This window comes from Clostridium coskatii, from assembly GCF_001675205.1.
Taxonomy (GTDB): Bacteria; Bacillota; Clostridia; order Clostridiales; family Clostridiaceae; genus Clostridium_B; species Clostridium_B ljungdahlii.
Map to the genome: position 1 here is coordinate 15,424 of NZ_LROR01000089.1, position 20,474 is coordinate 35,897.

Annotated in this window: 17 protein-coding genes; 8 read left to right on the forward strand and 9 right to left on the reverse strand. The window is 31.1% G+C overall.

The window, feature by feature from the left end; all coding sequences use genetic code 11:
- The first annotated feature begins 171 nt into the window (after positions 1-171).
- The 3 genes from CLCOS_RS19325 (at position 172) to CLCOS_RS19335 (ending at position 3,593) form a co-directional block, all read left to right on the forward strand.
- Positions 172-1,380, forward strand: coding sequence for a phosphoenolpyruvate hydrolase family protein (locus tag CLCOS_RS19325; RefSeq protein ID WP_063601917.1), 1,209 nt, complete (start codon positions 172-174; stop codon positions 1,378-1,380).
- A 145-nt stretch (positions 1,381-1,525) separates the two neighbouring features.
- Positions 1,526-2,734, forward strand: a complete 1,209-nt coding sequence (locus CLCOS_RS19330; RefSeq protein WP_029169960.1) for a Tm-1-like ATP-binding domain-containing protein — start codon at positions 1,526-1,528, stop codon at positions 2,732-2,734.
- Positions 2,735-2,762: 28 nt separating this feature from the next.
- Positions 2,763-3,593 carry a phosphoenolpyruvate hydrolase family protein gene (locus CLCOS_RS19335; protein WP_013238948.1) on the forward strand — a complete coding sequence of 277 codons (831 nt, stop codon included), beginning with the start codon at positions 2,763-2,765 and terminating at the stop codon, positions 3,591-3,593.
- Positions 3,594-3,762: 169 nt separating this feature from the next.
- On the opposite strand, the gene CLCOS_RS19340 is transcribed toward CLCOS_RS19335, so the two are convergent.
- Positions 3,763-4,872, reverse strand: coding sequence for a DEAD/DEAH box helicase (locus tag CLCOS_RS19340; RefSeq protein WP_063601876.1), 1,110 nt, complete (start codon positions 4,870-4,872; stop codon positions 3,763-3,765).
- A 589-nt stretch (positions 4,873-5,461) separates the two neighbouring features.
- Here CLCOS_RS19340 and CLCOS_RS19345 point away from each other — a divergent pair.
- On the forward strand, positions 5,462-7,879 hold the full coding sequence (locus tag CLCOS_RS19345) for a type IA DNA topoisomerase (RefSeq protein ID WP_063601877.1): 2,418 nt from the start codon (positions 5,462-5,464) through the stop codon (positions 7,877-7,879).
- Between the two features lie 139 nt (positions 7,880-8,018).
- Positions 8,019-8,465, forward strand: a complete 447-nt coding sequence (locus CLCOS_RS19350; RefSeq protein WP_063601878.1) for a TM1802 family CRISPR-associated protein — start codon at positions 8,019-8,021, stop codon at positions 8,463-8,465.
- Positions 8,466-8,482: 17 nt separating this feature from the next.
- On the opposite strand, the gene CLCOS_RS19355 is transcribed toward CLCOS_RS19350, so the two are convergent.
- The 5 genes from CLCOS_RS19355 to CLCOS_RS19375 are packed head-to-tail and all read right to left on the reverse strand — an operon-like array spanning position 8,483 to position 12,808.
- Positions 8,483-9,862: a sensor histidine kinase gene (locus CLCOS_RS19355; RefSeq protein ID WP_063601879.1), complete on the reverse strand. Its 1,380-nt coding sequence runs from the start codon at positions 9,860-9,862 to the stop codon at positions 8,483-8,485.
- Positions 9,853-10,515, reverse strand: a complete 663-nt coding sequence (locus tag CLCOS_RS19360) for a response regulator transcription factor (protein WP_063601880.1) — start codon at positions 10,513-10,515, stop codon at positions 9,853-9,855. Before CLCOS_RS19360 ends, CLCOS_RS19355 begins: the two co-directional genes overlap by 10 nt.
- 37 nt (positions 10,516-10,552) lie before the next feature.
- Positions 10,553-11,329, reverse strand: coding sequence for a lantibiotic immunity ABC transporter MutG family permease subunit (locus CLCOS_RS19365; RefSeq protein ID WP_063601881.1), 777 nt, complete (start codon positions 11,327-11,329; stop codon positions 10,553-10,555).
- A gap of 1 nt (position 11,330) precedes the next feature.
- Positions 11,331-12,092, reverse strand: a complete 762-nt coding sequence (locus CLCOS_RS19370) for a lantibiotic immunity ABC transporter MutE/EpiE family permease subunit (RefSeq protein ID WP_063601882.1) — start codon at positions 12,090-12,092, stop codon at positions 11,331-11,333.
- The gene (locus CLCOS_RS19375; RefSeq protein ID WP_063601883.1) at positions 12,089-12,808 is read right to left on the reverse strand and encodes a lantibiotic protection ABC transporter ATP-binding protein; all 720 of its coding nucleotides are present in this window, start codon (positions 12,806-12,808) and stop codon (positions 12,089-12,091) included. The genes CLCOS_RS19370 and CLCOS_RS19375 overlap by 4 nt, the downstream gene beginning before the upstream one ends.
- Before the next feature lie 231 nt (positions 12,809-13,039).
- On the opposite strand from CLCOS_RS19375, the gene CLCOS_RS19380 reads away from it, so the two are divergent.
- Positions 13,040-14,755, forward strand: coding sequence for a methyl-accepting chemotaxis protein (locus tag CLCOS_RS19380; RefSeq protein ID WP_063601884.1), 1,716 nt, complete (start codon positions 13,040-13,042; stop codon positions 14,753-14,755).
- Positions 14,756-14,862: 107 nt separating this feature from the next.
- Here CLCOS_RS19380 and CLCOS_RS19385 read toward each other — a convergent pair whose 3' ends face one another.
- The 3 genes from CLCOS_RS19385 to CLCOS_RS19395 form a co-directional block, all read right to left on the reverse strand.
- Entirely contained in the window at positions 14,863-15,384 is a 522-nt protein-coding gene (locus tag CLCOS_RS19385) for a metal-dependent hydrolase (protein ID WP_063601885.1), read from the reverse strand.
- A 29-nt stretch (positions 15,385-15,413) separates the two neighbouring features.
- Entirely contained in the window at positions 15,414-15,938 is a 525-nt protein-coding gene (locus CLCOS_RS19390; protein ID WP_063601886.1) for a peptidylprolyl isomerase, read from the reverse strand.
- 170 nt (positions 15,939-16,108) lie between these two features.
- On the reverse strand, positions 16,109-18,157 hold the full coding sequence (locus CLCOS_RS19395; RefSeq protein ID WP_063601887.1) for a methyl-accepting chemotaxis protein: 2,049 nt from the start codon (positions 18,155-18,157) through the stop codon (positions 16,109-16,111).
- A 671-nt stretch (positions 18,158-18,828) separates the two neighbouring features.
- Here CLCOS_RS19395 and CLCOS_RS19400 point away from each other — a divergent pair.
- Both CLCOS_RS19400 and CLCOS_RS19405 read left to right on the forward strand, forming a co-directional pair.
- Positions 18,829-19,179: a four-helix bundle copper-binding protein gene (locus CLCOS_RS19400; protein ID WP_013238935.1), complete on the forward strand. Its 351-nt coding sequence runs from the start codon at positions 18,829-18,831 to the stop codon at positions 19,177-19,179.
- Positions 19,180-19,346: 167 nt separating this feature from the next.
- Positions 19,347-20,456, forward strand: coding sequence for a metallophosphoesterase family protein (locus tag CLCOS_RS19405; protein ID WP_063601888.1), 1,110 nt, complete (start codon positions 19,347-19,349; stop codon positions 20,454-20,456).
- The last annotated feature ends 18 nt before the right edge of the window (positions 20,457-20,474 follow it).

Genomic DNA, 20,474 nt, shown 5'->3' on the forward strand with positions numbered 1-20,474 from the left:
TTGTAAATGAAACCCACGACAGATGTAGTGGGTTTTTACTGTTCTCAACGGTTAATGAGTTGCTTAACAACCTTTATGGATTAATTAGAAAAGTTATCTTTAAAAATTAGATAATGTGAGGTACTATGGAAAATGATAAATAGTGAACAAGATGAGAGGTATAGAAAAAATATGAAAAGAGAAAGGTTATTGAAGAATATCAGTGTACAAATAGAAAAAGGAAGCCATATTATTGGTGTAGCAACAGGTACGGGAATGACGGCAAAATATGTAGAAAAAGGTGGAGCTGATTTTATCTTGATGTTAAATTCTGGTAGGTTTCGGCAGATGGGGAGAAGTTCATTAGCGGGATTTCTACCATTCTGTAATAGCAATGATATGGTAATGGATTTTGCTTCAAAAGAAATAATACCATTAGTAAAAGATATGCCTATTATTTTTGGATTTAATGCAACTGATCCTACAAAAAATATGGAAAATTACATAGATAAAATAAAAAGTATGGGCTTTTCTGGTATTAATAATTATCCTACAGTCGGATTGATAGACAATCAATTCAGCGAAGCACTTGAAGAAGATGGATGTAATTATTTAACCGAGGTAGAAGCAATAAGAATAGCTCATAGGAAAAACATGTTTACAGTTGCATTTGTATTTAACGAAATACAAGCAGAGCAAATGATTAATGCTGGAGCTGATGTTATTTGTGTACATTTGGGCTTAACAGGAGGGGGATTATTAGGAGCAAAAAAAGTTTTTTCACTAGAAGCTGCAAAGGTTAAGGCAGCTAAGATATTTAATAAATGCAATGAGTTAAAACCAAGTGTAATTAAATTAATATATGGCGGACCTGTAAAAACACCAATTGATGTTCAATATATGTATAGTAATAATGAAGATTTAATGGGATATGTAGGTGGCTCGGCATTTGAGAGAATTCCATCAGAAAAGTCTATTACAAATATAACAAAGGCTTTCAAATCATCAGCTAAACTTAATGAAGATGATTTAATGGTTAAGATGCTAGATGGAATTACAAAGCATTATAATTATGTTGAATTTGTTAAAGAATATGTTGTTCAAAATTACATGAATGATATTTCATTTTTAGATTTGGCTAAAGTAGCCCATGTATCTAGAGGTTACTTAAGCAGTTTGTTTAAAAAAGAAGTAGGTTGTAGTTTCCCAGAATATCTAGTTAAATTTCGTATAAATAAAGCAGCGGAGATTATAATCAAAAAGAATATCCAATTATCCCACCTGGCAGCATTGGTTGGTTATAAGGATTATGCACAGTTTAGTAAAATGTTTAAAAAATATAAAGGTTGTTCTCCTAAACAATATAAATTAAAAAAATATGACATAAGCACAAAAACATAGTACATAATAACGTTTACGCAGAGACATAAAAAAAGTATGATTATTTTGTAGTTAATCATACTTTTTTTATGAGAACGTTCTTCAAAATATTTTCCTAATAGTGTACATATTAGGAAAGGATAAAGTTGTAGAGGAGGCTAAGTAATTGAAAACTATTGCTATTGCAGGAACATTTGACACAAAAGGTTCTGAATATTCATACGCAAAAGAATTGATTGAAAATTTGGGATTAGGTACTTTTACTATTCATACAGGTGTATTTGAGCCAACTTTTGAACCAGACGTGTCAAATAGTGAGGTAGCCAAGGCAGCAGGTGCAGATTTAAAAGATATAGTTGCTAAAAAAGATAGGGCATGGGCAACAGAAGTATTATCAAAGGGTATGGAAAAATTAGTACCTGAATTATATAAGCAGGGTAAATTTGATGGTATTATTTCCTTTGGGGGTTCTGGAGGAACTTCTTTAGCAACACCAGCTATGAGGGCATTACCTATAGGTGTACCAAAGGTTATGGTTTCAACAGTTGCTTCAGGAAATACGGAGCCTTATGTAGGTACTAGTGATATTGTCATGATGCCTTCTGTAGTAGATGTTGCAGGTCTTAACTCGATTTCAACAAAGATTTTTACAAATGCTGTATTTGCAATTGCAGGTATGGTTAAATTTGAAAATACAAAAGTTGTGGATAAAAAACCATTGGTTGCTGCAACTATGTTTGGTGTAACGACACCATGCATAACAGCTGCAAGAGAGTACCTTGAAAAAAGAGGATATGAAGTTCTTGTATTTCATGCAACAGGCATAGGTGGACGTTCAATGGAAGCTCTCATTGATGGAGGTTTTATTGAAGGCGTATTGGATCTTACAACTACTGAGTGGGCAGATGAAATTATCGGAGGGGTCTTAAATGCAGGACCTGATCGTTTAGAGGCAGCAAGCAGGAAGAGTATACCGCAAGTTGTATCTGTAGGTGCACTTGATATGTGTAACTTTGGCCCATATGATACAGTACCAGAGAAATTTAAGAAACGCAATTTGTATAAACATAACCCTACAGTAACACTTATGAGAACAAATATAGAGGAAAATAAAGCAATTGCTGAAAAATTAGTTGAAAAATTAAATTTAGCTAAAGAAAAAACAGCTTTGTTTATACCTCTAAAAGGAGTATCTGGCATTGATGTAGAAGGTCAACCTTTTTATGGTCCAGAAGAGGATAAGGTTTTATTTGATACATTAATAAATAACGTAAACAAAAATGCTGTAGAAATAATAGAGATGGATTGTGATATTAATGATGTGAAGTTTGCACAAGCTGCAGCTCAAAAGTTAATAGATATGATGGAAAAATAGTAAATTTAAATTATAGGAGGAATTATTTATGAATACAAAGACAAGAAGCGAAATTATTGCAGGTTTCAAGAAACAAGTTAAAAGTGGAAAAATATTAGTAGGAGTAGGAGCAGGAACAGGTATTACAGCTAAGAGCAGTGAGGCCGGTGGTGCTGATATGCTTATTATATATAACTCTGGAAGATATAGAATGGCAGGAAGGGGTTCTCTTGCAGGTTTATTATCCTATGGAGATGCTAATAAAATTGTAGTTGAAATGGGAGCAGAAGTACTTCCAGTTGTAAAAGATACTCCAGTGCTTGCTGGTGTTTGTGGAACTGATCCTTTTAGAGTTATGGATATATATTTAAAACAGTTAAAAGACCAAGGATTTAGTGGAGTTCAAAATTTTCCAACAGTAGGTTTAATTGATGGTGTATTTAGACAAAATCTAGAAGAAACAGGCATGGGATACGGACTTGAAGTTGAAATGATTAAAAAAGCACATGAATTGGATATGCTTACAACGCCATATGTCTTTGATCCAGAACAAGCAAAAGCAATGGCAGAAGCAGGAGCTGATATTTTAGTTGCACATATGGGTCTGACTACAAAAGGTACAATTGGTGCTAAAACAGCACTTACATTAGATGATTGTGTTGAGAAAATCGAGGCTATAATTAAAGCAGGCAGATCGGTCAATCCAGATATTATGGTAATTTGCCATGGTGGACCTATTGCAGAACCAGAAGATGCTGAATATGTAATTCAGAGAACAGAAGGAATAGATGGTTTCTTTGGAGCATCTAGTATTGAAAGACTTGCGGCTGAGAGAAGTATTAAAGAGCAGACAGAATCATTTAAATTAATAAAAAAATAATAATTTAAAGTATGGATTTATTTAAAGGCTAATCTTGTTTTTTATAGACTAGCCTTAATTTTTTCTGAGAATGTTTTTTCTGAAATCTATCTAAATATGTCAATATTATGTATACGTGTTAAAAGGGAGATGCACCAAATTAATTAGTATGCCACTTCTACTGTTATATTTATATATTTAACTCTCTTCTAGGTATCCTAAATTTTATACCTCTTTCTATTTCTTCTAAAGTTCTTTTATCCTTTGGATCTACAAATAGACAAGTACAGCCTTCTTCACCGGCCCTTCCTGTTCTACCGATACGATGTATATATGACTCTACATTTTCTGGAATATCATAATTATATATATGAGTAACTCCACTTATATCTAGTCCTCTAGCGGCCACATCTGTAGCTATCAAATACTGAATATCTGCATTCCTAAAAGATTTCATTATTCTTTCACGCTTTGATTGAGGGATATCACTATGAAGTTTTTTACAATTATATCCACGTTGGTATAGTGCAATTTCAAGGTCATCTACCCTTCTTTTAGTTCTGCAAAATATAATAGCCATAAATGGATTATCTTGATCCATAATATTACATAATGCATCTTGCTTTTTTCTATCAGTAGTTTCTATTACATATTGTTTAATATTATTAAGTGTAACTTTTTCTTTTTTAATGGAAACCACTAAAGGGTCAGTCATGTATCTATAAGCTAATTTTTTAACATCAGAATTCATAGTTGCAGAAAAACATAATGTTTGACGTTTTTTAGAGACTTCTTTTATAATATCTTCTACATCATTTTTAAATCCCATAAGAAGCATTTGATCTGCTTCATCTAATACCAATGTTTTTAATTTGCTAAGATCTATAGTCTTTCTATGGAGATGATCTAAAAGTCTACCTGGAGTTGCAATAATTAGATGAATGTTTCTCTTTAGTTTTTTTAATTGAGAACCTATATCTTTCCCGCCATATGCAGCTAAAATATTTATATCTTTAGCTTTTTTTAGTTTTAGAGCTTCTTCAGTTATTTGAATAGCAAGTTCTCTTGTAGGAGTTACAATCAGTGCTTGAGTTGAATTTATATTAGGTGATATATTTTCAAAAATAGGAAGTAAAAAAGCAAGAGTTTTTCCAGTACCCGTTTGTGCTTCAGCTATAACATCTTTTCCTTCTCTAATAAATTTGATGCTCTCTTGTTGAATTGATGTTGGTTTAGTAATTCCCATGTGTTTTAACTCATTTATTATATTTTCACTAAGTTCTAGTTCCTTAAAATCCATTTTTTCAGACCTTTCATTATTAATATGTATTTTTATTTAGTTAAGTGAATTAATAATAGCATATTACTGCAATTAATACTAATGTTGCCCTTAAGTTTTTACATTATGATAGTACAATGGTATATTTTTATATGGGAACTTATTATTTATACTTATATTTAACTTAATTTTGGCAGTCTAAAAACTTTATGAAGCAACTTTTGAGAGGACAATTGACAGATGACAAAGGACAATGAAGGGAAGTTTTCCTCCTTACGTCAGAAAACTAATTTATTTTTAAGCTTGTTTTGCTAAAGCAAAACATCGCTTAAGTAGGTATCTAAAATCTATGATTTTCAGATAATTACTTACTAAAAGAGTATCCATAAAAAACAAAAGAACATAAGTCTCTTTTAAATTGAAGATTTTTCGTAGCGTGGCGGAGAAAAATCATCCTTTACTGTCCTCTGTCAATTGTCCTCTGTCCTCTCAAAAATATTGTTTCGCAAAGTTTTTATATTAAGTCAAAATTTTATATGTTCGAAAGTTGAGTTATACAAATTTATTACAAATAAAGTCAGAGACATAAACTTTGGAGGTATCAACTAAATTGAAGTCACTTATTATAGCTGAAAAACCAAGCCTGGCAGTGAGTATTGTCAAGAGTATTGGTAATATGGAAAGAAATAATGGATATTTTGAAAATAAAAATTATATAGTTACTTTTGCCTATGGTCACTTACTTCAACTTTACGATGTAGATGATTATTTTGGAAGAGAAAAAACAAAGTGGACTTTGAAAGAATTGCCCTTTGTACCAAAAGAATTTAAATTTAGATTACGAAAAGACGAAGGAGTAAAAAAGCAGTATGAAATAATAAAATCACTAATAAAAAGAAATGATGTCCAGGAGATAGTGAATTGTGGTGATGCAGATAGAGAAGGGGAAGTAATTGTAAATAATATAATATTTAGAGCTTTTGAAGAAGAACATGTTACCAAACCTATTAAAAGATTATGGCTGCCGGAACAAACAAGACAAACAATTATACAAAGTTTAAAAGATTTAAGAGATGATATAGAATACAAAAATCTATATGATGAAGGACTGGCAAGAACATATTTAGACTGGAGTTATGGAATAAATTTAACTAGGTATTTAAGTATAAAATCAGGTTCATTTTTACCTGTAGGGCGTGTCTTAATTCCTATTGTGAAATATGTATATGATAGAGACAAAAAAATTGAAAACTTTAAGCCAGAGACCTATTTTGAGATAGGGGCTGTCATAAATAAAGATAACTTACATATAAAAGCTAAATTAAAGGATAGAAAGTTTGCAGCAAATGAAAGAGATAAAGCTGAAAAACTATTGGATAATTTGAAAGATAAAAAGGCTATAGTTGATAAAGTTGAAAAGAAAAAAGTTAAAAAGCAGCCGCCTAAACTTTTTTCATTGGATACTTTACAAAACAAAATGTTTAAGGAAGAAAAAATGTCTTTGGATGATACTTTAAAGAATTTACAGAAACTATATGAAGAGGGATATACCACATATCCAAGGACTAATACAGAGTACCTGGCAGAAAATGAAAAGAATAGAATAAAAAGTGTAATTGCAGCAGTAAAAGAAAATTTTAATGCAGATATATCTTTTAAAGATAACAAGAAAATTTTTAATAGTAAAAAAGTAGAAAGTCACAGTGCAATCACTCCAACCATAAAAATTCCACGAAAGGAAAAATTATCGGAAGGTGAAAAAAAGGTTTATACCGCAATAAAAAATAGATTTATAAGTAATTTTTTAAATGAAGAAACAATAATAGAAGAAACAAGTGTAGTAATAAAAATAGATGATGAAATTATTCAATTAAAGGGAAATGTTATAAAAAGTCCTGGCTTTTTAAAATATGAAAAATCTAAAAGGGAAAATGAATTGCCTCAATTTGTAGAAGGAGAGGAGTTAGACACTAAATTATCAGTAGATCAGAAAGAAACCCAAAAGCCTGGTAGAGTAACAGAATCAGAACTAAACAATTTCCTTAAAAATCCTTTTAAAAAGCAAGAGGTAGAAGATTTAGAGGGTGAAAATGATGATGAAGAATATAAATTGATACTTGAAGGTTGTGAAATAGGCACTGTTGCAACAAGGGCAGGGATAATTAAAAATGCAAAAAAATATGAATATATAAAAGAGCTGAAAGGTCACTTAGAGTGTGAGAATAAAGGTAAAAAACTTATAGAAGCACTTGAAAAATTAAAGATTGATTTAAATAAAGAAAAAACAGTTGAATTTGGTAAGCAGCTTAAAAAGGTTTATAAAGAGGAAATAGGAATAAATGAAATAATAGATAAAGTAAAAGATGAATTAAATAGCATTGTTCAAAATGGTAACAAAATTAAAATAGAAAAGCTGTATCTATATAACAATAAATTAGACAGTAAAATTAAAATAGAAAGCATTGGAAAGTGCCCTGTATGCCATGAAGGAGAAGTTGTTGAAAATAAATCGGGGTATGGTTGTAATAGATGGAAAGAAGGCTGTAAGTTTTTTGTAGGCAATAAAATAGCAGGAAAAGAGATTTTAAAAACCCATGTAAAAAAACTTATTAAAGATTCCAAAACTAATGTCATAAAAGGATTTAAGGGTAAAAGCGGAAAGAAATTTAATGCCTCCTTAGTAATTGATAAAGAAGGAAAAATTGTATTTAATTTTGAAAATGAAGTTTTAGGAAAATGTCCATGCTGCGGACACGATATTGTAGAAGGTAAAAATGCTTTTGGATGCAGCAATTGGAAAGAGGGTTGTAAGTTTACTATATGGAAGAATGATAAATATTTGGCCTGTATGGGCAAAAAACCTACTAAAACTATGGTTTGTGAACTTCTTAAGAATGGCAAGGTTAAAATTAAAGGTTTAAAGGGCAAAGATGGAAATATTTTTGATGCCTATCTTATGTTAATAAAAAATGAAAATGAAAATAAGGATAAATATCCATATAAGTGGAAAATGCAAATAACAAAATAGTAATTTTATATAACAAAAAGAAGGAAAGCATGGTTATTTATAGAATAATAAAAGTAAAATGATAGATTATATTCCTATATTATTTGAAAATATAGGAACATAGTGAGAAGCAAAAGGGGTATATGAAGGAGGAAAGGTTATGAATATGGGAAGTTTCCATCTAAAGGGCGACATTAAAAATTATTTAGAAAAAATGAAATACGACCAAGAAGAAATAGCTATGTTTTTATTAGGGTATCTTATGGGAGAAATGAGAAATGCACAATGGAAAGATATTCATAAAAATTCTCGAAAAAATTTAATTAATGTAGAAGATAGGGAATCTATATTTAATAAACTCAATTATACCGGCATAAATGAAATAAAAATAATGGGGCTTGCTAAAGAAATTTTTGAAAAGCTAGAACAAGGAAAAGTGAAGGGATATACTAGGGCAATTTTTAATGAACTAAAGAGAATTTTAGATTCAAATATTAAAAAGTGGAAGATGAACAAGCAGGAAAATTTGTTTTATGTATTGTCCGGTTATGTATACAATACTGCAAGCATTATGCTAAGTGACAAAAAGGGGAAGAGGGCAGTTTGACATTTATGTTTTTTGATCTACAGTTCTACAGGTAATGAAATTACAATTTGCCCACCGCCCGTATATGCATCATTTTGTATATGAAGGCTGCCATTGTGTGCCCTAATTACTTTATTTGCAAAAGTTAATCCAATACCATAATGACCTGTTTGACTTCGGCTTTTATTATCAGTATAAAATAGTTCTGCAGCTTTTTTGAGTGCTTCAGGTGAAAAGCCATTTCCAGAGTCAGTAAATACAAAAGAAGCTAAATTGTTTTTCAAATGGACCTGTAAGCTTAAGGATGTTTCATCTGGAGTGTGCTCAAGTGCATTTATAATGACGTTCATAAATGCTCGTTTCATTGAGGAAAAGTCAATGTTCCACATTAGTTCTTTTGGAATACTGATGTCAAGTACAAAATGAATATGACGGTTTCCAATAGAGGATAGTGTGTCTTTTTCAATTACATGTAGAAATTTATTTACATTACTTTTTTCTTTGTGCAGGGCAATGGACTGATCATTTTTAGAAGTTTCAATTAAAAGCTCAGTATAATGCTCTATTTCACCTGTTGCTTCTATGATTTCATTTGTATAATCTAATGCATTTTCGTCTTTTTGTGTAAGACTTAATAATTCTGCATTTCCTTTAATGACAGTAATGGGTATTTTAATGTCATGAGCCAGTGCGCTAATTTGTTCGCCTTTTCTTTTTTCTTGCTCAAATTGGCAGGTTAAGGATTTTTTAAGACTGCGGCGCAAACTATCTAAGGAATCCATAACTTTTTGATGTTCTATAAAGTAAGAATTTTGCACCTCAAAATCTAAATCTTTATTTTCAATTTTTTGAGTGATGAAGCTAAATTTGTTTAATTCTCCTTTTATCTTATTTGAAAACTGCAGGGAAAGAAAATATAGTGTAATTAACAAAATAATGGTAAAAAGCAAACCAATAATTAATCCAGGATAAGGCATCAGATTTCGAAGAGTTGGGTTTGCAAATTGCATGATCAATTTGTAATGAATTACGCAGTATTCTTTTGGGCGCTCGATTATAGCATAAGCATTTCCGAAAAAATCAGCTCCTGTAAATTGGTGGTTTTTAATACGTAATTTTGCTTTTTTAATTTGGGACTTATTCATGGTACTTTTTTTTACATCTAAAGTTTGTTTGTCTAAAATTGTATATTCTAAATTTTCAGGTATTAATTCAGAAGTCACTTCTTTAGCACTTTTTATGCTTGGCGTTACTTTTTCCACTAATTGTTCTGAATAGCTAGCTGGCAGTAGCATTTTATTATTAGAGATATAACTAAAAATGAAAAGTAAAGCAAGTAAAAGTATAATAAAAGAAAATCCCACTTTTAGGATAAATTTAATAATATAGATTTGAAAGGACGTTTTTTTTACTTCCACATGTATCCAACTCCCCACACTGTTTCTATAGGAAAACAATTATATTCTTTAAATTTATTGCGGATTAATCTTATATATTCAGTGATTACCGAAAATTGAGTGTCACTGTCCAAATCATAAATTGCCTCAAAAATTGCCTGCTTTGTAAATACTTTGCCTCGATTAAGCGCTAAAAATTCGCAAATATTATATTCATTTTTAGTAAAAGCAATGACATTATTATTGATCAGTATTTCCTTCTTATCAAAATCAATTGTAATATCACCATATACTAGTTTTTTTGTTGACTTGCCGCGATTTTCACGTCTAAGGTATGCTTCAACACGAGCATTTAATTCCATTACTCCAAAAGGTTTTGCTATATAATCATCCCCGCCAAAGGCTAACCCTTTTACGATGGATGATTCATCTGTTTTTGCTGTTAAAAAAATAATTGGAGAATCTACTGCACTACGTATTTTCTGACAAAGTTCAAAGCCATCTATCTTTGGCATCATTACATCCAGCAAAATGAGATCATATCCACAAAAACATTCTATAGAAATATTTTCTGGATTTTGCAGTGTAATTACTTCATGATGGTTTAGTCCCAAAGCATTTTTTATCAATTTTAAAATTCGCATGTCATCGTCTACAGCTAAAATTTTTGCCATGTCTTACCCTCCCATTATTATATGATACTTTTATTGATTATTTTTGTCTACCTTCCCAAAAGTGAAAGGAAAACATATAGAATATAACACAGCAAATTGTCATTATTACCATAGATGTTAGTCCCACATTTAGCCCATTTTGGGTATATGAGAAAAAAATTTCTTTTGGGAGGATTTTCCCTTGAAGCTTGTATTGAGACATAACTATAAAGTTTATAAATCGTATGGGCCACACCCAGGGCAAGAACATCCAAACACTATCTCCCTGTCCTGTAGAGGCTACAGCACAAATTATGACCCCGGCAAATCCAGTTATATTACAAACAGCTGTATTAAAATGATAAGCTAAAATTAAGTATAAACTATAGAGGAAAATAACACATAAAAATATAAAAGCCCCTGTTTTAAAATATAAAAGATAGTTTATGCTGTTTACACGCAATATAAGTTTCATGGATATGAAAAATAGTAATATAGCAAAAAATATAGCTCCTAAGCACATTGTAAGTAACATGCACAATTGACTTATAAAAGAAGTTGCTTTATGGGAAAATTTGCTGAGCATTATTTGACAATGCCCAGCTTGCTTTTCTTGATCTGCAATTAGCGAGCAAAGTACTGCAGCAAGTAATGAAAAAGCAAACCCCATCAGTTTGAAAAAATTGCCAAATACCCCCAAATCATTTGACTTACCAAGCCTTGTAAAAGTCATAAGACAAACTAAGAGAAAAGGCAGCACAATATGTGCCCGGAGAAAAATACTGTGTTTATTTTTAAAAAATTCTGCTTTGTAGCTGTGCCAAAATTCAATCATATTAACGTACCTCACTTTTTTTAAATGAATAAGTGGTAAAAGTTATTAGAATTAAAAATAGAAAAATTCCTATTAAAATACCAACTGGAATAACTGATGGAGTTAATAAGCTGCTTCCTGGTTCTAGGGGTAGTCCATTTGGATGATAATGCAATATTGGACACTGCAGTCTAAGAGGAAAGGTCCATGGAGATAGCCACCATAAAGAGGATGGGGCATAAGCTGCACCAAGCTCCATATTAGCTGCACAGGTTCCAAGTAATAAGACAAAGAAATTTATCTTTTTACTTAACCATAGGCATAGAGGAATCTGCCAGAGGGATGTAAGCCAGCTTGTGATAATGGCTATAAGACAATAGTAAAATGGTACACTATTTGTTTGTGTCCTAGAGAAGATCATATTTAATATAGTAAGAATTACACATAAAAAAATAGAGGACATTAATGTAAATGATGATAAAAGTGTAATTTTAGATATCCAGCTCTTCTTTAAATCAATGGGAAAAGAAAAAATTGTCTTGTAGCCTGTGCTGCTTTGTTCAAGTTTATGAAACATACTTGTAAGTAGAGCAATTAAAGCTGGCATCCATAATAATGACCAATAATTTATAGAAGTAAAAACAGAGTCAGTAGTGAAATATCCAAAACCTAAAAAGTCGAAAGTAGAGCCAAGAATAGAACATAATATTGGTATAAAAATTAACATTTTACGAAGCATAGTTCTTTTTGTTTTTAAATTTTCAGCAATTAAATACTTGTTCATCTGGCAATCCTTCTTCCTCTAGTAGTTTTTTCTGCAACACTCATAAATAGTTCTTCTAAATCTTCACCTGGGTTAACTTTTCCTTGATAACCTAATATGCCGTGACTCATAATTCCTACATAATCTACGATCTGTTCTACTTCTGCTAAAATGTGGCTGGATAGTATTACAGTCATCCCTTCCTCAGGAAAGGATTTTATGAGTTTTCGCAAGTCTTGAATACCAATAGGATCTAATCCATTAGTTGGTTCGTCTAGTATGAGTAGCTTAGGATGATTTAAGACTGCAGTGGCAATTCCTAAACGTTGTTTCATTCCCATAGAGAAATTTTTAGCTTCCTTTTTACCTGTATCTGTTAAGTCTACAATTTTTAATACTTCTTTAATACGTTTGTTAGGTAACCCTAAAAGGGTGGTGTGAACTTTTAGATTTTCCTCTGCAGTTAAATTTCCATAAATAGGAGGCTGCTCAATTAAGGCACCAATATTTCTTAAATCTTTACGGGTCCATGTATGACCATCAAAATTGATTTTACCTGAAGTTGGTTTTAACAGCCCTGTTAACATTTTTAATGTAGTGGATTTCCCTGCACCATTAGCACCAAGAAGTCCGTAAATATGATTCCTTGGAATTGAAATGTCAAGTTCATTTACAGCACAATCCTTTTTAAATGCTTTCGTTAATTTTTGAGTTTCCAATAAATAATCTTTTTCCATAATTAATACTCCTTCCTTATGTATACAAAGAGAATATCAAATAAAAATCAAGATTTTAACAAAAAAGCAATGCTTAAAAATAAATTGTATTAATAAGCGAATTTAATATTAAAGTGTAATAAGATATAAAATATGAATACAAATGTAAAATATGAGCTCAATTGTAAAGTGTTTCAGAAAAATATCGAATATTAAACTAGATCATTAAATTGTGAAGGGAGACGAATTTTAATGAAACAATGGTTTAGCAATTTAAAAATGGTTCAAAAAATAATGTCAATATCTATTTTAACATCTCTATTTATAATAATAGTAGGCATAATTGGAGGAATCTATATAGGGCAAATAGGTAAAAATGCAGCTGACATGCATAATGACAATTTAGCTGGCATAAATGCTATTAGAGCTTTAAAGGACAATCAAACGGAAATTAGGGCAGACCTACTTTCTCTTGTATACAAAAGGGATAGAAATGAACTTGATAGTATAAAAAAGGAAATGGCTAATTTAAAAGAAGATAATACTAAAATTATGAACAATTATGAAAGTTCTATTACAAAGGATGAAGATAGAAAGCTATTTGAAGAACTAAAAAAGTCAGTAAATGAATATAGAGACATTCGTGAGCAAGTTATAAAGCTTGTTAGTGAAAATAACTATGATGAAGCACTTAAGGTTTTTCCTAAAATTACCTCTGTAAGGAAAAAATTGAATAGTCAAATAGATAATATGATTAATCTCAATGTTAAGTGGGCTGATGAGAAGGATGCGGTTAATGACAAGATGACGGCTAGTGCTTTTACTTTTATTGTAATTGTAACTGTTTTAGGGTTGGTTGTTTCTGTGTTACTAGGAATACTAATAGCTAAAATGATATCGAGGAAAGTAAAAAAGATATTACAATTGGGAGAAGCTATTGGAAGAGGGGACTTAACGCAAAAAATAAATGTTAATAGTAAAGATGAAATTGGTAAACTTGCTGAAGCTTTAAATAAGTCAGTAGAGAATATAAGAAATTTAATTTTGCAAATTAGTAATAGTTCTACAGATATAAGTGCTTCTAGTGAAGAACTGTCTGCAACAACAGAAGAAGTTTATGCTAGTATAGAGACTGTAAATGAGTCCACTGAACAAATAGCAAAGGGAAATGAAAATTTAAGTGCTGTAACGGAAGAAGTAGATGCTGCTGTTCAAGAAATAAACTCAACTACAGATGAACTTTCAAATAAGGCTGATAACGCGTCATCTTCAGTAAAAGAAATAAAAACACGTGCGTCTGAGGTGAAAACTAAGGCTAAAGCAGATATAGAAAATGGAGATAAAATTTATAGTGAAAAGCATGAGAATATTATAAATGCCATAGAAGCAGGAAAAGTTGTTGATAAGGTAAAAGTGATGGCTGATTCCATAGGAGATATAGCAGAACAGACAAATTTATTGGCTTTAAATGCAGCTATAGAAGCAGCTAGTGCTGGAGAACATGGCAAAGGATTTGCAGTAGTGGCGGAAGAAGTAAGGGGACTGTCAGAGGAATCAGCAAAGGCTGTTACACAAATTCAGAGTATGGTAGTACAAGTTCAAGATGCTTTTAATAATTTATCTAACAGTGCAAAAGATATACTGGAGTACATAAATAACAATGTAAAACCAAGCCAGAAATTGCTTCTGGAAACAGGTATAGCCTATGATAGGGATTCTGAATTTATGAATAATATGGCTAGAGATATAGCATCAGCTGCAAATAGGATGAGCCAAACTGTAGAGCAAGTAACAGCAGCTATTGATAATATATCCTCAACTACACAAGAATCTGCATCAGGGTCTGAAGAAATATTAGGTAGTGTAAATGAAGTTTCCACTGCAATACAGGATATAGCAAAATCTGCACAAACTCAATCGGAACTTGCACAAAATCTTGATGAAATGATTCATAAATTTACTGTATAGATATTCAAAACTTTATTTATATAGTTTTAAGTATTATAAAAAACATGCGAATATAATCGCATGTTTTTTTATCCAATGAATTACTTGATTTAGGATGCTGTGTTTAATTAGAGTTTACCATTTCGTATGAATTCATTTAATCTTTTATTTTTTATAAGTTTTATAAAAAAATACATAATAATTATAAAGCCTACTATTTCAGTTAGGTAGTAGGAAGGATCTGTAATAAGTCTTTGAAGTGTTCCTTCTGCCCAATTTCCTTCTGGTCTTTCAGGAAATTTAAATCCTAAAAATGGCCAAAAAAGTATTCCTTTATACAGCTGCATACTGTCAAGCATTAAATGGATTGAGGTTGAAATTCCAAGTGTGAAAATACGATTTCCTTTATTTATTTTAATACGATGTATACCTATTAATAAAAGTATAAGTGAAAATAAAAGGGTATGTCCAAATATACGACTATTATGGAAGGTGTTCCTAAATAGAAATGCTCCTATGGGCTTATCTATGAGGTCAGGAAGTATTGACCCAACAAGAACAAATCTATAATCAATTGTTTCTCTTTTATTCATCTTTTCATAGAATTTGAAAACTGCTGTTGTGGGGCCAAGGTGTCCGAAAAAAACCATATATTTATCTCCTAACCTAATTATTTATTTTAATCATTTGTCTTTTGTGGTTCATCGTATTCTTTGCCAAAAGTATCTACAGTTACGTTTTTCATCTTTTGGTCTTCATAAGGCTTATCGTTGTAATCTCTTTCTTGTGCTACAATTTTATCTACTGTATCAATTCCTTCTACAACTTTTCCAAAAGCAGCATACTGACCATCAAGATGAGGCGCATTATCTGTCATTATAAAAAATTGAGAGCCTGCAGAATTAGGAGCCATAGTTCTAGCCATGGAGATTACACCTTTTTCATGTTTCAAATTATTTTCAAAATTATTTGCTGAAAATTCACCCTTAATTGAGTAACCTGGGCCGCCCATTCCTGTACCTTCAGGGTCTCCTCCTTGAATCATGAATCCAGGTATAATCCTGTGAAAAATTGTACCATTATAAAATCCATTTTTAACTAATGATATAAAATTATTTACTGTATTTGGAGCGGTGTCGGGATAAAGTTCTATTTTTATTAATTTACCGTTTTCCATTTCAATTGTAACTATAGGATTTTTCATTTATGTTCCTTCTTTCATTAAATTTGTATGTATTTATACAATAAGTTTTATTACAGCTTCTGTCAAGTAAGTAATATGGTAAATAAGATGAACAATTAATAAGTGAAAAGAGGAACGTGCCTAGATTTAATTTACACTAATCTAGGCACGTTCTTATATATTAATTATTTTTATATCTTAAACGTATTTATATCTGAGCCTAATTTTACAGCCATATTAGATAAATTCTCTGATACTTCTGCTACTTCCTTCATAATAGCCATTTGTTCCTCGGAGGAGGCTGCTATACTTTGTATACTTTCTGATGACTCCTTAGAAATATCTGATATTTTATTTACTGAATTAACCATATCCTGTATGGAAGTTGTAATTTGGTGTACTCCCTTAGCTACATATTGTATTTGATTAGAAACGCTACTTATATCTTTTAATATTTCATCAAAAGAAGATCCTGTATTTTTAACTAAATTAATACCCACTTTAACTGATTTACTGCTTTCTTGCATGGAAGTAACTGCTTTTTGAATTTCATTTTGTATTTCTTTAATAAGTACATTAATTTGAGTAGATGAATTAGATGATTGCTCTGCTAATACCCTTACTTCTTCTGCTACAACGGCAAATCCTTTTCCATGTTCTCCGGCTCTGGCAGCTTCTATAGCTGCATTTAAGGCAAGTAAATTAGTTTGTTCCGATACATCTATAATAATAGAACTTATATTTCCGATTTCTCCTGATTTACTATTTAGTATATTTACAACTTTTGATAATACTGTAGTATTATTATCTATGATTTCCATCTGTTCTACGGCATTATTTACCACACTTGTACCTTCTTCGGCTTTTTTATAAGTCTCAACAGAATGATTTGTAACGTCTTGTACCTTTTCGGATATTTTATCTATATCTCCATAAATATTGGTCATACTATTTACTGTTTTATCTGCATCTGCTACCTGGCTGCTGCTGCCTTCAGCTATATGAGAGACAGATGTTGCTATTTGACTTGCAGTGGTTTCTGTCTGCTCGGAACTAGCAGCTAATTCCTCTGAAATAGAAACTATCTGTTCTATACTTTCAGAAACCCCTGAAATCATATTTTTTAAACCTGCAGTCATACTATTCAAATTTTTACTCATAATATTTAACTCATCTTTTGTGCCTATTTCTAATGTTTTTGTTAAATCTCCCTTAGAAACAGCATGTACTAATTCATTAACTTTTGATATGTTTTTCCTAATTTGTCTACTAAACCAAATTGCTACAAGTACGCTTAATGCAATAATTATCAAAAATGTAAGTATTGTTTTAAAAAGGAAAGACTTAAGTGGAGCATATAATTCCGATTGAGAAACAGTTATGGCTATTGTCCAACCTGTTTCTGGGACTGTAGTATAATATACTCTATATTTATCATTATTTTGGTAGAAAGTGTTTTCACCACTTTTCTGTTTTACAATGTCATTTCCAATAGCTGCTAAACTACTGTTGCTGTCATTTGAAATTTTAACTTTCATAATTTTGCTTTTATCTGGGGCTGATATATATGTCCCATCACTACTTAAAAGGAAGGCTCTACCGCTTGTACCAAACTTCATGTCCTGTATGGCTTTTTGCAGACTAGTTAAATCCATGTCCGCTGTGCAAACACCCATAAACTGTTTGTTTTGATCGTAGAAAGGTGATGCTGCAGTAACCATGGTAACTTTACTAGTGTCATCATAGTATGGCAGAGACCAGACTAAGCTCTTATTTGTATTTTTGGCGTTTTTATACCAATCATACTTGAAATAATTATAAGTTTCATTACTATACTCATCTGTATATTCTACATTACCGTTGTTTTTATATGCATAGGGTCCATAATACTTTTGGCTTGCATTATATTTATTTGGTTCATACCAGACTCCTGAACCATATGTTTCCTCATTAGTTTTTACAAAGTTCTCTAATAAGGATTTATAAGCATCTGGGCTTAAAGCGCCTCCTGAAGTTTCGGCTACTTTGGCCAAAGTTTCAGCTACTTTACCATTTTTTAATAGAAGTTTCTGCATATTTTCTACAGACCCATGTAACTTATAGTCCATTTTTTCGTCAATTTGAGCATTGATCATGTTTTTAGAATTATTATATCCAATAAAGGATACTATAGATGTTCCTAGTAAAACTAATGGTAAGATACATGCTAAAATTTTTCCTTGCATATTTCTTAATTTCAACTAAATTACCCCTTTTCAAATGTTATTATATGGATTCTTTAATATTAATGTGGATTGCGTATATTATTTATCTGATGACTACCTACTGTAATATTCCAACTTCTATCAAAGTGGGAGCTAACAGTAGCTACGCCCCTAGATAATTCATCTAAACCTAGAGGGAGAAACAAAACTCCCTCTAAGTTTAGATGAATTGATGTCTTGTACATATAAAAGTGCAATTAGTTTAGTATTATAAAACCCCCTTCAACCATATCATAGGGGAAATTTTAACTCAATTAAATTTGAAAAGAAGTATATATTTTCAAATATGTTGTAACAATTATTCTATACTTGTTAACAATTTCTTAAATTTAGTCATGAAAATTGTTTATAATGTGGATTTTTTTCCGTTACACTACAAAAAATCTTTAATTAAGCTTTTCATCACTCGTTTTGCTAAAGCGAAACATTGCTGATTTATATAAATTTAAAGATTCTTTGCGATAGCTAAAAATCATCCTTCACTATTAAATTTTCATTATTAATTCTTAACTTGCGAAAGTTGAGGTCTATTAGTTATTGAGGGCTTTTCTAAAATATAGAGATGCTATTAAATGTATAAAGTCAAATATTTAGAGCAAAATAAAATTTGTAGAATATAGGTATCAATTTTAAGGAGGGTTTAGATTATGAATTCAACTTTAATGGCTCCAAATGCTCAGTATCAATCATGTATTGATTCTTGCAATAAATGTATGCAATTATGTGAAGAATGTTTCAGAATGTGCCTGTCAGAACCAGATGTAAAGGCAAGAGAACATTGTATAGTTGATTTAGTTGATTGTGCAGAAATTTGTAGAACAGCTGCAACTACTATGGCTAGAAGAGGATATCATGCAAATGATATTTGTAATTTGTGTGCAATAATTTGTGATGAATGTGCATCTGAATGCAGTAAATTCAACGATGAACACTGTAGAATGTGTGCAGATGCATGTCGTCAATGTGCTGATGAGTGTAGAAGAATGAGGGCTATGTAAAAAAAGTATAGTTACAAAAAAGAAACCTCTTTGTGTTCTCACGAAGAGGTTTCTTTTTTGTAGTGTCTTTATTAAATATTGGAACCTTGTATCTATTAACGAGTATTATATAATAGCAAAATAAAAATTTTAAACAATCAAATATCGTTAAATTTGGGGATGAGAATATGGAACATGATTCAAAAGGAAAAATAAAAACTCACTCACAAAGGGAAGTTAGTTCAGCATCTAAAAAAGAAGGAATTATACTAGATTTAAGTGATTTGCACTATACAACAGACATCGATGAAAAAAATGAAGTATACCTTTTAATAAGTGACTTAAAAAAGGTTTACTTTGACAATCCTGAAAGCAGCATAAAGCTAACTGATATTGATTACGTAGTAATTAGTGGAGATTTTGTTGAACGTGGCGATTCAGAATCATCCTTTGAAAAAGCATTCAAGTTTATAGATATATTGAGTAAAGAACTTAAAGTACCTTACCAAAAAATAATTATAGTACCTGGAAATCATGATTTAAGTTGGAATGTTACTATGAGCAGCTATCATTTAACTATCGGTACTCCCGGACCTAACGATAAAGTAGTTACTAATGTTGGAACTGATTTGTTTTATTTAAAAAGAAATGATGCAGAATGGTATAAAAAATTTACAAACTACAGCAGATATTTGTATGAGATGTTATATAAAGTCCCTTTCCCAGATAATCCTAAAGAACAGCTTAAAGTTATACTGGGGGATTTTATAGATAATGAAAAAGTAGCATTCTTTATGTTAAATACTGCTGCCCAAATTGACCAGTTCAATCGTGAAGTGACCTATTTTGATACGGATGGATTAATAAAGGTTTCAAGACAGTTGCCCCAGAGTAATATAATAAAAATAGCAGTAGGACATCATCCTGTAGATCTTACAAATAGCTATGGAAATGATATTCCATTTGCAAATGCACTGCAAAATGAAAATTTTAAAATTTACTTGCATGGCCATGTTCATAGGAGCATAAGTCTAGATTATCTAAACCCTCAAAATATAAATTCTAACATGGTTATGATTGGAGCTGGAGCCTTAAGCGTTGGAAAAAGCGGATTATGGCCGGGTGTTCCTGAAAGGTACAATGTAATAAAGATATCAAAAACAGATAAACCTAATAAAATACTTGTATCAGTAAATACCCGTCAGCGGGAGTATATAGGAAGTTACTGGCAGCCAGCATATATATACTATATAGATGGTGGAAAAAAGCTGACTAATATATGGAGTAATGTTATATAAATTAATAACGCAACTTTG